The sequence below is a fragment of the Salinicoccus sesuvii genome, assembly GCF_042648145.1.
GTDB lineage: Bacteria > Bacillota > Bacilli > Staphylococcales > Salinicoccaceae > Salinicoccus > Salinicoccus sesuvii.
The window spans coordinates 271,801-284,527 of record NZ_JBHRWV010000001.1 but is presented as its reverse complement, the minus strand read 5'-3'; the positions used below and the strand labels follow the sequence as shown (position 1 = coordinate 284,527).

At 42.8% G+C, this 12,727-nt stretch carries 11 protein-coding genes; 4 read left to right on the top strand and 7 right to left on the bottom strand.

What is annotated here, in order from left to right:
• Positions 1–19: 19 nt before the first annotated feature.
• The 4 genes from ACFOJ8_RS01430 to ACFOJ8_RS01415 form a co-directional block, all read right to left on the bottom strand.
• Positions 20–991, bottom strand: a complete 972-nt coding sequence (locus ACFOJ8_RS01430) for an aminopeptidase (protein ID WP_380651670.1) — start codon at positions 989–991, stop codon at positions 20–22.
• 33 nt (positions 992–1,024) lie between these two features.
• The gene (locus tag ACFOJ8_RS01425) at positions 1,025–1,483 is read right to left on the bottom strand and encodes a RidA family protein (RefSeq protein WP_380651667.1); all 459 of its coding nucleotides are present in this window, start codon (positions 1,481–1,483) and stop codon (positions 1,025–1,027) included.
• Positions 1,484–1,918: 435 nt separating this feature from the next.
• On the bottom strand, positions 1,919–2,188 hold the full coding sequence (gene rpsN / locus ACFOJ8_RS01420; protein ID WP_380651664.1) for a 30S ribosomal protein S14: 270 nt from the start codon (positions 2,186–2,188) through the stop codon (positions 1,919–1,921).
• Positions 2,189–2,214: 26 nt separating this feature from the next.
• Positions 2,215–3,405 (bottom strand): GTP-binding protein, encoded by a 1,191-nt coding sequence (locus ACFOJ8_RS01415; RefSeq protein ID WP_380651661.1) that lies wholly within the window; start codon positions 3,403–3,405, stop codon positions 2,215–2,217.
• Between the two features lie 217 nt (positions 3,406–3,622).
• On the opposite strand from ACFOJ8_RS01415, the gene ACFOJ8_RS01410 reads away from it, so the two are divergent.
• Positions 3,623–5,299: a glutathione ABC transporter substrate-binding protein gene (locus tag ACFOJ8_RS01410; RefSeq protein ID WP_380651658.1), complete on the top strand. Its 1,677-nt coding sequence runs from the start codon at positions 3,623–3,625 to the stop codon at positions 5,297–5,299.
• Between the two features lie 67 nt (positions 5,300–5,366).
• Here ACFOJ8_RS01410 and ACFOJ8_RS01405 read toward each other — a convergent pair whose 3' ends face one another.
• The 3 genes from ACFOJ8_RS01405 to pfkB are packed head-to-tail and all read right to left on the bottom strand — an operon-like array spanning position 5,367 to position 9,115.
• Complete coding sequence (locus ACFOJ8_RS01405; protein ID WP_380651657.1) at positions 5,367–6,278, bottom strand: tagatose 1,6-diphosphate aldolase; 912 nt, start codon at positions 6,276–6,278, stop codon at positions 5,367–5,369.
• Entirely contained in the window at positions 6,278–8,185 is a 1,908-nt protein-coding gene (locus ACFOJ8_RS01400; protein ID WP_380651655.1) for a fructose-specific PTS transporter subunit EIIC, read from the bottom strand. Before ACFOJ8_RS01400 ends, ACFOJ8_RS01405 begins: the two co-directional genes overlap by 1 nt.
• On the bottom strand, positions 8,186–9,115 hold the full coding sequence (gene pfkB, locus ACFOJ8_RS01395) for a 1-phosphofructokinase (protein ID WP_380651652.1): 930 nt from the start codon (positions 9,113–9,115) through the stop codon (positions 8,186–8,188).
• Between the two features lie 123 nt (positions 9,116–9,238).
• Between pfkB and ACFOJ8_RS01390 the strand changes: the two genes are divergently transcribed.
• The 3 genes from ACFOJ8_RS01390 to ACFOJ8_RS01380 all read left to right on the top strand — a co-directional run bounded on the left by ACFOJ8_RS01390 (position 9,239) and on the right by ACFOJ8_RS01380 (position 12,621).
• A complete protein-coding gene (locus ACFOJ8_RS01390) occupies positions 9,239–10,018 on the top strand; it encodes a MurR/RpiR family transcriptional regulator (RefSeq protein ID WP_380651649.1) in 780 nt (259 codons plus the stop codon).
• A gap of 120 nt (positions 10,019–10,138) precedes the next feature.
• A complete protein-coding gene (locus ACFOJ8_RS01385) occupies positions 10,139–11,293 on the top strand; it encodes an acyl-CoA dehydrogenase family protein (protein WP_380651646.1) in 1,155 nt (384 codons plus the stop codon).
• A gap of 80 nt (positions 11,294–11,373) precedes the next feature.
• On the top strand, positions 11,374–12,621 hold the full coding sequence (locus ACFOJ8_RS01380; RefSeq protein WP_380651643.1) for a hypothetical protein: 1,248 nt from the start codon (positions 11,374–11,376) through the stop codon (positions 12,619–12,621).
• The last annotated feature ends 106 nt before the right edge of the window (positions 12,622–12,727 follow it).

Genomic DNA, 12,727 nt, shown 5'->3' with positions numbered 1-12,727 from the left:
CTTCTCACTTTTAATGACATTAGACTTTCAGTTTGCCTTCTTCCATCAACAGACGACCATCTATTTCGATTGTGACATCACGCATTACGAGGTCAAGGTGCAAAGGCGAATCTACATGACCACCGAAGTTTAAGTTTTTTCCAATTCCAATATGAATATTTCCAAGAGATCCTTCATCGGGTGCCATATGACCACATATGACGTTCTTTTCATTTAAACCCAACCCGAGTTCTGCAATGTTATAGACTGTATCGTCTTCAAAAGTCTCAAGAATCTCTCTTAAAATATTTGCTTCTTCTTCTCCTGTAATTTCTGTAATGTAACCGTTCTCCACCTTGCATGTGACTGGATTTTCTAAAATATTCAATTTTGGATGGGGTATACTGCCATCGAAGACTAAAGTACCATTGGCAGTCCCTTCAACCGGACCAAGAGCAACTTCTGCATTAGGTGGGAACGAAGCAGACCCTGGTACTTTAGATGTTCCATAGTCAAATACAGGTTCACGCCCTTTGATACTGCAAACCATGTCTGTCCCACCTGGGCTCTGTAGTTTAAATGTTTCTCCCTGGTAATGCTCTGATACACGATCGATAACACTAGCCACTTCATCAAAGTTTGCAGTTAACCCACCCTCTTCAAACATATGCAACGCATAATCCTGAAGACCGACCCAACGTAGTCTCCCTTTCGCGCTTGTTTCTAAGCGGGCTTTGGAGTGGTACATGGACATGGTTGTTGCTCCAAAAGCAACATCACAGTTCTCCATAGCACCTCTTACAGCTTCTGGAGGTTCGGCGCCATGACCTTTCCTGGTTGGCATAACTATTAAGGTCGTATCAAAATACTCTTTTGCATAACCGTAGACAAATTCACCAATCTCTTTCTTATTGTCGTCTGTAATGATGAGTACTTTTTCGTGTCTTTTCAGGTTAGTAACACTTGTGAACAATTGCTTAATTCCTAATGGCATTTCATTTGAAAAATTCATATCATATCCCCTTCGTTGTGATGAGTTTGGAATCTAATGCTTAATTTCTACTACGATCTCCACTTCTACAGGTGTGCCTTCTGGCAGTGATGAAGCACCAAAAGAAATTCTGCTGTGCTTCCCAGTTTCGCCAAACACTTCGTTTATCAATTCTGATACTCCATTCATTACCTTGGGATGATCTGTAAAAGCTGGTGTGCTCGCTACGTATCCTTTTACGTTCACAAACTGAGAAATTTTATCTAACTCTCCTATCTTACTTTTTAGAGCAGAGAGGCAATTCAAAAAACATATTGTTGCAGCATCTTGTGCTTCCACTAAAGAAATGCTGTCACCAACAATCCCATTATATACGAGTGATCCATCTACTTTGGCAGCGTGTCCAGATACAAACACAAGATTACCTGTTACTACAGCCGGTTCGAAAACTTTCTTACTCTTATATTCGGGCAATTGCAGCCCTCGATTTGCCAACCGTTCTTCAAATCTCATACTATTCCCCCTTATTCGTTACAATCATCCAGTAATAATTTTTATAATTTTTAGTTAAATTCAATTATAATTGTAAGACATATAAATTTGTATGTCAATAATATTAAGTATATTCAGTGTCTCAATACATTCCTTAAGCCAAACACTACATTGATAAAGTTCAGTTAATAAGGTAACGATGTGATAGCTTCCTCATTTTAGCAGATAACACGGAGGAAGATACATTCTACTCTTTGAATAAATACTTACACCAAAAATTTGTAAAATAAAAAAATTACTGCAATCAACCATTATCTAAAAGGGTTGTTTACAGTACTAAAATTTAAAACTAATCAATTGTCTCTATACTTTTGTATTTATTAACATGTTTAAGAAGCTGGTCATTTATTCCAGTTCGAAAGATGTCAATCATAGTGATGAATCATTTAAATACCACTACCAGCTTGCCTTCTTCACACCTGGTATCTGACCTTTATGGGCCAGTTCCCTAAACTTGATGCGGGACAATTCAAAATCACGCAGTACACCTCTTGGGCGTCCCGTCACTCGGCAACGCCTCGTTAGTCTCGTCGGTGAAGAATCTCTGGGTAGTTTCCTTAAGGCCGCGTAGTCGCCTTTCTCTTTCAATTCGATTCTCAATTCTCGATATTTCTCTACCATTTCTTGACGCTTCTTTTCTTTCGCGATCTTCGATTTCTTAGCCATCTATATCTCTCCTCATTTATTTATACTTATTGCATGACCCATGGATACGGATCTTCGAGTGCCGTCCAATCACTATCTAACTCATCTGCTGTCAGTAGGCAAGCATCCAGTGCTTCAGTAATCTCTTTCTCGTCAATCTCTATCCCTATGAAGACGAGCTCATTCCTACGATCGCCATGCTTGATATCCCATGTGGCAGATATTTCTTGATTCTGCTCCAAAATTTGACGACGATTTTCAACGGACATTGCAGCAACCCAGTAGCTGACAGGTTCTATACCGACACTTTTGCCAGCTTGCGACACCATAATCGCAAAATCATTCCTTGAAGCCAGCCAAGCCAGCCCTTTTGCGCGCACAATATCATCTGGCATTGTGTGTAGGAAGTCATCAAATCGTTTGGGATGGAACGGTAACGTGCGTCTATAGACGAAACTCGAAATACCATATTCGTCCGTTTCTGGTGTGTGATTCTCGTGTCCCTCCTCCAATTCACGTAGCCAACCTGCTGACATACTTGCAGATTCGTAGTCGAATTTATTTGTATTGAGTACTTTCGATAGCGGCACCTCTGTATTGATGCTACGTATAATTTCTGCTTCAGGCTGCAGCACACGCAACACTTTCTCAAGTGTTTCAAGCTCTACTTCGCCGACGAGATCACATTTATTCAAAACCAGCACATCACAAAACTCTATCTGATCAATCAGTAAATCACTCACTTCACGCTCATCCACATCACTCATCCCCTGGCTCCGGTCAAGCAGAGTTTCGCCGGACTTGTAATCTGACCAGAATCTAAAGGCATCGACTACGGTCACCATCGTATCGATACGTGTCTTTTTTGTAAGGTCAATGCCCAGCTCCTCATCGATGTATGAGAAGGTCTGAGCAACCGGCACAGGTTCTGAAATGCCCGTAGATTCGATCAGTATATAATCGATTCCCCCGCGATCAGCAAGCTTTTCCACCTCAGTCAGCAAGTCTTCTCGCAACGTACAGCAGATGCAGCCATTGGATAGCTCGACAAATTTTTCGTCCGTCCGGCTCAGACTACTGCCATCTGCGATTAGGTTTGCGTCAATATTGATTTCACTCATGTCATTGACGATTACTGCCACTTTCCTACTCTCGGTATTGTTAAGTATGTGGTTCATCAATGTTGTCTTACCTGCACCCAGGTAGCCACTAAGTATTGTTACAGGGATCTTCTCCATATCTTCCACCTCTACAAATCGTAATGATTACGTTTTAAATGATATCATCTTTATAAATTACTTTCAACATTCTTTCTACTTCGCAAGTAAGTCAGAGGTCAGAAAACTTCTAGCACTCGAAAGATTGAGAGTTTTTCAACTTTTCTATTGACTCACAATTAAATCATAGTAGAATTGTATGTTATACAACCCATATAATTGAAAGCGAGGATATAAAATGAAGAAGTTTTTGTACTACATAATGCTGACACTAGTCATTGCTGTGCTTGCTGCATGCACTGATGACAGCGAAGTCGAAACGGACACCGGCGCTTCTGATGAATCCGATTCTGCATCCGGCGACATCGTCCTATCCCTTCCGAGTGATGCAGTCTCACTTGACCCTCATGGCAGCAACGACAGTCCGTCTGAGAAAGTAAGGTCCCACGTGTTCGAGGGACTTGTGACCCAAGACGAGAACTTGGATATCGCGCCAGAGCTTGCGACCGACTGGGAACAGGTGGATGATACAACATGGAGATTTACATTACGTGATGACGTGACCTTCCATGACGGCAGCCTCTTCAATGCTGAAGTGGCAAAAGCGAATCTCGACCGTCTGCTGGACCCGAGCCGCTCTTCGACTCGCGCCTTCGTGCTTGAAATGATAGAAGAAGTGAACGTCATCGATGACCAGACGCTGGAAATCGTGACTGAGTATCCATTCGCACCATTGCCTGGACACCTTACCCATGGTGCCGGAAACATCATCAGCAAGGAACTGATCGATGACGATTACCAGTATGCGCTCGATGAAGCTGGCGTGGATATGACACTTGAAGACTATTATGAACTGCGTGGAATGGGTGGCGATGAACATGAAGAAGTCGCTCAGGAAATTTCTGAGTACACGGGTACGTTGGTCGAACAGAACCCTATCGGTACTGGATACCTGAAATATGAGGACCGACGTCCTGGCGAATCCACAACGCTATCCAGAAATGAAGACTACTGGGATGGACCAACCAATTTCGAGACACTCACACTCAAAGTCGTGCCGGAGACGGGCTCTCGTTTTGCTGAACTGGAAACAGGCAGCTCGCAGGCCATTGCGGATGTTCAGTCGAGCGATGCCGAGCGAATCGAAAACAATGATGACTTAACGCTTGTGGATTCACAGTCCGTTGCGCTCGAATATATCGGTATCAATACACAGAGCGAACCACTTAATGATGTGCGTGTCAGACAAGCGATCACTCACGCATTTGATAAAAAAGCCGTAATTGACGGCGTATACAATGGCGCCGGTATCGTTGCTGATTCTCCGCTCGCACCGGACATATTTGGTTACGATGATAGTCTTGAAACGTTGGACTATGATATGGACAGAGCACGCGAACTGCTCGAAGAGGCAGGTTATGGTGATGGCTTCTCCTTAAATATCATGGTCAATGATGACAACCCTGAGCGCATTGATACAGCGATTTGGCTGCAGGAATCACTTGCTGAGCTGAACATCGACCTTGAAATCCAGCAAATCGAGTGGGGTGCTTTCCTTGATGCGACTGGAAATGGTGAACACGACTTATACATCATGAGCTGGGGTAATTCCACTGGTGACCCAGACAACGCACTGACGCCACTCTTCCATTCATCGAGACTCGGTTCTCCAGGAAACCGTGCATTCTTTGAGAATGATGAAATGGACAAATTACTCGATGAAGGACGCAGAGCGACAGATGAATCTGAACGTGAGGCACTGTACAGCGAGGCCCAGGAACTTCTGATTGAAGAGGCACCTGCAATCTTCATCATGCACCCTCAGTATTTGAACGCCTACCGCAGTGACATTGAGGGACTTGAAATCAACAGCTACGATGAGTTCAACTTCAAAAATGCGACTGTGGAAGACTAGCAGTTACTAACCTCAGTAAATAGAAAAAGCGAAACCGTTTAAATCCGGTTTCGCTTTTTTTGCTCATTTATATATTTTTATTGATACTATTTATGTTGTTGATCCCTTTTTCTTTAAGCCATTTTTCTGCAGCTCCAGCACCTTCTTGCTGATACGCTTCTGTCGCCCCGCTCCATGTTGCACGACCACATAATATGCCGTTGAAGTCTGAACCTGACTTTCTAGCAAACTTGAGCGTATCTTGGAATAACTCTGGACTCACACCAGCGCTCAGGAAAATGAATGGAATATCGCTTACAGCTGACTGTTCCTCGAAATATTTGGCTGCTTCCTGCTGGGTGAGAATGGATGTATCAGAAAATCCCTCCACATAGTTCATATTAACTGGAACTTCGACTTTCAAGACATCCACATTGTATTTTGGTTTACTATATTCGCGCATTGCCTCAATTACTTTTCTCGGCTTTACTTCTGCATACTCAAGACTTTTCACATCTTCAATGTTTGAGTCATAAGTCAGAATTTCTAAAAAGAAAGGAATATCTTCCCCTACACATTCTGAACCGACACGTTCGATAAATGCCTTTTTCTGGCGATTGATGTCTGTATTTTCATCCACATCGATGTAGACGAGCAGCTTGATGCCATCTGCACCGCGTTCTTTTAAAGATCTGACTGAGCACTCTGGTATCAGGTCAGGAAGCCTGCCGGGTGTTTTTTTGTCATACCCTGTCTGCTCGTAGGCCATCAGGAGTCCACAATCAGAATGTCTATGGTCTGCGGCCTCCCAACCATATTCAGGGTCCAGCAGTATAGCTGAAGCATGCTCAGTCAAATTTTCGGACACAAGTCGTTTAAATTCACCGAGCGCTTGTGGAGGTGTGTCCTCTCCCATCATTCTTCTTAGAGCACCTCGCTGATCGATTGCCAAAGCGGAAATTTTCCCACTATCATTTCTGAATTTATCTAGATTTTTCATTATTTTTCCTCCAATAGTATCTCTTTGATTTCTTCTTTGGAATTTGAAGCATGAAGCCGCTTAATGACCGACTCATGAACCAGTTTTCTTGAAATATCAGCCAGTATTTTCAAATGTTTATCCCCTGATCCTTCTGGTACGAGTATAGAGATGATAAAGCTTGTATCTTTGCCATCCATGGCCGGCCAGTCGATACCCTGTCTATTTCTGACGACAATCAGGCTCGGCATTTTAACGGACGCATCGGCCACGTGAGGAATCGCAATTCCGTTCTCCATTCCTGTGCTGCTCTGTGCTTCTCGGGCAAGCAATCCATTAAGCACAGCCGACCGATCATTGGATATACCATCTTCAACCGCCGTTGCAGCAATAAATTCAAGTGCTTCTTGTTTATCTTTTAAATCATGGTCGAGATGTATCTGTTTCGCATCGAACTTTAGAGTTTCTTCCGTAGAAACAGCATCGCTACCTGAATCAATTTCTATATTATCTTCAAATTCTGTTACGCCCTCAGCAATCGCGAGGCGATTTGCTGCACGTTTTTGATCGAGACTCATCAGATAACCTGCAACAATTGAACCGAGCAAGATTGCCGCAACCCACAGAAGTGCATGGGTTACAATCGGCAGTACGATAAATCCGCCGTGCGGTGCAGGTACTTCAACCTGGAAAAGATATGTTAATATCGCAGCAATCGAAGACCCAATCATCAGTATTGGTATGATGGTCAGCGGTCTTTTAGCCGCAAAAGGAATTGCTCCCTCGGTAATATGCGTTGACCCTAGGAGGAAGTTGACAAGTCCCGCACTTCTCTCATCGGCAGAATAGTATTTTCTACCGAATATAACTGCGAAACCTGTTGCTAATGGTGGAGCGATACATGCTGCAGATACACCCGCCATGAACAAATAGTTACCTTCAGCCAGTAGAACAGTTCCCGTAACGTATGCTGCTTTATTGACGGGTCCACCCATATCAAATGCACTCATTGATCCAATTAAAAGCCCGAGGATGATGGGACTTGAATATTGAAATCCTGAGATAAAGTCCATCATCGTCTGATTGATCATTTCCATCGGGATGGAGAGATACCAGACAATGAACCCAGCAATGAATATGCCAAGTACCGGATAAAGAAAAATTGATTTCAATCCATCTAGTTGTTTAGGTAATCCTTTTAGTAATTTTACAAGCATTACCATAATCAAACCGGAAAGGAAACCACTAACGATCCCTCCCAAGAATCCAGTTCCGTTATCAGCTGCGATTAGACCGGTGATAAACCCAATAATCATGCCAGGCCGGTTCGCGATAGATTGTGCAATGAATGCACTCAGTATTGGCACCATGAGACCCATAGCCACTCCGCCGATTGTATTCATCTGTTCTGCAATCGGGTTATACTGGTCAGATGTTGGATCCGCTGAATAGATGCCGAACATGAAGGATATGGCAATCATTACCCCACCAGCCACAACAAATGGGATCATATGGGATACCCCATTCATTAAGTGAACATAGATTTGTCGCCACACAGATACTTTCTCTTCTGTAGCACCTGCGGAACCTTCGTATTGCTTGTCGGTATGATATACGGAAACATCTCCAGATAATGCACGTTCTATCAGTGCGTCTGACTGCTTGATTCCTTTGGAAACAGAAACATTGATTAGCTTCTTCCCATTGAATCGCTCGATGTCTACATTCTTATCGGCAGCGACAATAATAACTTCTGCATCTCTAATTTCATCTGCTGTAAATCCATTCTCTATACCTTGCTGACCATGGGTTTCCACTTTTATGCTTACACCTTTTTCAGCTGCCGCCTTTTCAAGTGCTTCCTGGGCCATGAAGGTATGAGCAATCCCTGTCGGGCACCCTGTTACTCCAAGAATTCTATAACTCATCTATAACGCCCCTTCCACTTCAGTTATTTTAATGGTTTGTTTTAAATCGGCTACATCCTTAAAATCGGTTAAACCTGAGGTAAAGGCGGTGGATGATCCTGCAGCCACAGCCTCAGCCAAAGCATCTACTGGATGCTTTCCTTGTGCATAAGCATTGTAGAAGGTCCCTAGCAGAGCATCTCCCGAACACGCAGTATTAACCACTTGTCCTTCTGGTGCATCGCTTTTCAGTACGCCAGAGGTGTTGAAAAGCCAAGCACCTTTGTCACCCATTGAAATGATGAGATTCTCAACACCAGATGCGACTAACATTTTTCCGTATCTGATAAGATCCGCATCCGTCTCAATCATTGCATCGGGAAAGATATTTTTGAATTCATCGATATTAGGTTTGATCAGATATGGATGATAAGTAACAAGCTCTTTCAGTATTGGTTCACTGATATCCCAGATTAGTTTAAAATTTCTTTCAACCGATATGTTAGCAATGTCTAACAGTATTTCTCGATCTACACCTTTTGGAAGACTGCCCGAAACAAAAAGAACATCTTCACTACCGAGCTTCGATATTTGCTCAATCAATACTTTCTGTTTCTCTTTCGACACTTCGGGCCCGCCGTTCACAACCTTATATTCTCCATCTTCAGACTGTATGAAAGTATTAATTCGGGTAATGCCGTCTATATCAACAAAATTATTGGAGATTCCCATGCTATCAAGTTCTTCTTTAATAAAACGTCCTGAGAATCCTCCTATGAATCCAAGAGCTGTAGACTGCATCCCAAGCTTCTGCAGAACAATCGAAACGTTGATGCCTTTTCCATTGGGCTGATATTCTTCGAAGACACTTCTATTTACTGCTTCCGGCACGAATCTTTTCATCTCGCAGAACAAATCTATCGCCGGGTTCATCGTACATGTATAGATCATATTCGCCCTCCTGTATTGCTTTATATTTCTATTATGTCAGGCTAGCTAATGGAAAGGTTTTCAAATATCATTAGATTAAACGGAATCTCATGAAAAATTTTTCAACTTGGAAGGTCGGATCAAATGAATTTTCATCAAAGAGTCCAAAAAAACTACAGCCAATTGAGCGAAAGTGATAAGTACCTCATATCATTTCTCGAAAAGAACTTTAAAGGTATCAGTCAGATTTCCATCTTAAAATTAAGCGAAAATGCAAACGTATCTACATCTACAATCGTGAGATGCATGAAGAAACTTGGCTATAAAGGCTTTACCGATTTCAAATTCAACGTCGCATCTGAAACTCTGCACCATACAGATGAAGAATTGATCAACTTCAAAAATATGGACAAGCAGATACAGACGGCTATTCTCAAAAATAGAGAAGAAGTGGTAAATACGATCAGCTATTTGAGTTCAACCATCATAGAAGATGCTTTAGAGGCGATTAAATACAGTAAGAAGATTACCATCTTCTCAAGGGGTTTCTCCGAATTCATTGCCTCTGAAATGAACACAAAATTGCAGCTCCTAGATAAACATTGTGAGTCTCACGGAGATCCGAACATCATCAGACTTAAATCCGAGCACCTTACAAGAGATGACCTTGTAATATTCATATCGTTAAATGGAGAGACGGAAGAACTCGTCCAAGCAGCACAAATATGTAATAACCACAGTGTAAAAACCATCCTGCTAACTACTAGTAAAGGGAGTTCTCTATACAACCTGACGGACATCAATCTGCTCGGTTACAAATCCAGTAAAAACTTCTATCCAGAATATGAAGTGAGATCCAGACTTCCCCTCCAGGTGTTAGGACGCATCCTGCTCGATGCCTATGTCATTCGTTACTATGAATAGCAGACGTTACAATTATACTTGTAAGTTCCGTGGTGAAACTTAGTACTATAAGCGATACAGAGTGGCTAAGAAAGTGCTATAATCCATATTAATAAGATAGGTTTTAGGAGGCGCATATAGTTGACGACACTACAGTCATTGGACAAGAAGGCACGTTTGTCGCTGACAAGAGAAGTTGCTCGCGGATTCAAGGAGACATCAAAGCAGCATGACCGAGACGGTACCTTCCCTTTTGAAAACTTTGAAGCACTGAGAAGTATTGGCTACCCACAGCTGTCCATCCCTACAGCGTACGGCGGGGGCGGCATCACTTTAGAAGAATTAATGCAGCATCAGCAGATCATTGCCGAATTCGACGGCGCCACTGCGCTTTCCATCGGATGGCATATGGGCATCATCATGGACGTCGGGGAGAAGCAGACGTGGAATGCAGACAAGTACAGAAGTATCGTAAAGGATATCGTGGATAACGGCGCACTGGTGAATAATCTGGCGACCGAACCCGCAACGGGGAGCCCAACCCGAGGGGGGAGACCTGAAACGACGGCGCGTAAAGAAGAGGGATGCTGGGTTCTAAGTGGCAGGAAAACCTTCGCTACGCTTGCACCGATACTTAAATACGCTGTCGTTGCAGCTACGATAGAAGGCAGTGAAGACGTCGGTAATTTTATTGTGGATACTACGCGCCCTGGCGTCTCTGTCGATGAAACTTGGGATTCCATTTCCATGCGGGCTACAGGCAGCCATGATTTTGTCATGGATAGTGTACGGGTAGATGCTGAAGATCTCGTGTCCTATCGAACACGCGAGAGAGCACCTGCTGGATGGCTACTGCATATCCCTTCATGCTACCTAGGTATTGCGCGCGCTGCTCAGAAATCCGCGCTTGAGTTTGCAACTCGGTACTCACCAAACAGTATCGATGGGACCATATCGGAACTCCCAAATGTGCAGGAAAAATTGGGCCAAATCGAACTGCTGCTGCTTGAGTCCGAGCATTTCCTCTACTCAGTTGCCAGACAGTGGGACGAAAGCAGTATTGAAGTCCATAACGAGATGGGGGGTATACTCGGTGCAGTAAAAACTTCAGTAGTCAATAAGGCGGTTGAAGTTGTGGATCTCGCCATGAGGGTTGTGGGAGCAAAAAGTTTATCTGAAAATAGTGATCTGCAACTGTACTATCGCAATGTTCGGGCTGGATTGCACAATCCACCGATGGATGATATGGTCATCATTGGACTCGCTAAAGCATCAATTGATCATATAAATGAATAAAAGTCTAATAAACGGGCATATAAAAGATGAGGAGTGCATATATCCTCATCTTTTATATTTTATGCGGGAGGAGCGTACATGTGACTAAGAAAATTGTAGGATTAATTACACCACCTGGCTACTTGAAAAAGCTAAGCGAAAGTCTAAAACAGAGGTTGCCAGACATGCTTAGTTATAATGTTAGCGATGAATTCGAATGGCAACTTGAATACAACGAGGATATTCTCACTGGAGGAACCAACGAGCCACACAGGGTTATAGAGGAAGCTGTAAGCAAGAAAGAATCACAGGATTGGGATTATGCGATTGCCCTCACCGATCTTCCTCTCTTCAGAGACAATCTTCCCATAGTCGCCGAAGTCGTCTGCGATGACAGTGTTGGACTTGTTAGTCTGCCGGGTCTCGGTCTAGTACCGATGGGAGAACGTGTTTGTGAGGCAACTGTCCAATTGATCAGCGAAATATACTTTGGTACTTCCGATGATTCCAGAGAACAGGCCCAAAACTATGTAGACAGCCAAGGTGAGGAAAACTACAAGGTACTGAAAAATAATAACTCTAAACAACTTTTTAATAAAAGGTTCTTTGAAATTCTTTCCCCTTTAAAACGCCAAGTAGTAGAATATGATGAAAATGAAGATAGTACATCGGAAATAGATTTGCGGTATACTGTCAAATCAAGGCTAAACGGCTTGTTGAGAATCGTTTCTGGCATGGTGTACGCCAACCGACCTTGGGAAATATTCCCTGCCTATTATAAAATTATCGTTGTGGCTTTCACGACGGGTGCCTACGCCCTAATCTTTCCTTCCATTGCTCAACTGAGCGAAATATACAGTACCACACGACTGACCCTTCTTACGTTGATTGCAATTTCTATACTTATTGCTTGGATTATCTTGGCACATGGACTTTGGCAAAGAAAGCCTGATGAAGAAGACGATAAAGAAAGTTATCTCAGGAAACTTTATAATATAACTACCATCTTCACATTGTTGATTACCGTAGTAATGTATTATGTCATTTTATTCTTTATGTTCTTATTTACTACGAGTATTCTGTTACCAGCAGAGAAGCTGCAAGGGGATTTAACAGGCTCAGGAGAAATCAACGCGCTTAATTATATAATTATGGCTTGGACTGTTACTACTTTTGCGACAATCATTGGTGCGATTGGTTCTGTTTTTGAAGATAAAGAAGTTATACTAAACAGCACATACGGCTATCGCCAGAGACAGAGATATGAGAAAGCCGAAGAACAAATGGAAGAAGACAAACAGAAGAAAGAAGAGGAACAAGAAGGTACAGAAAAACGCACAGAAGACTGAATGCTTGTCGTTTTTAGATTATTAGACACTTCGACTTTTGGGCCCTTTAGAAGTTCTTTTCCTCTCATATATAAAAAGACATCTCAAGTGAGATGTCTTTTTATGA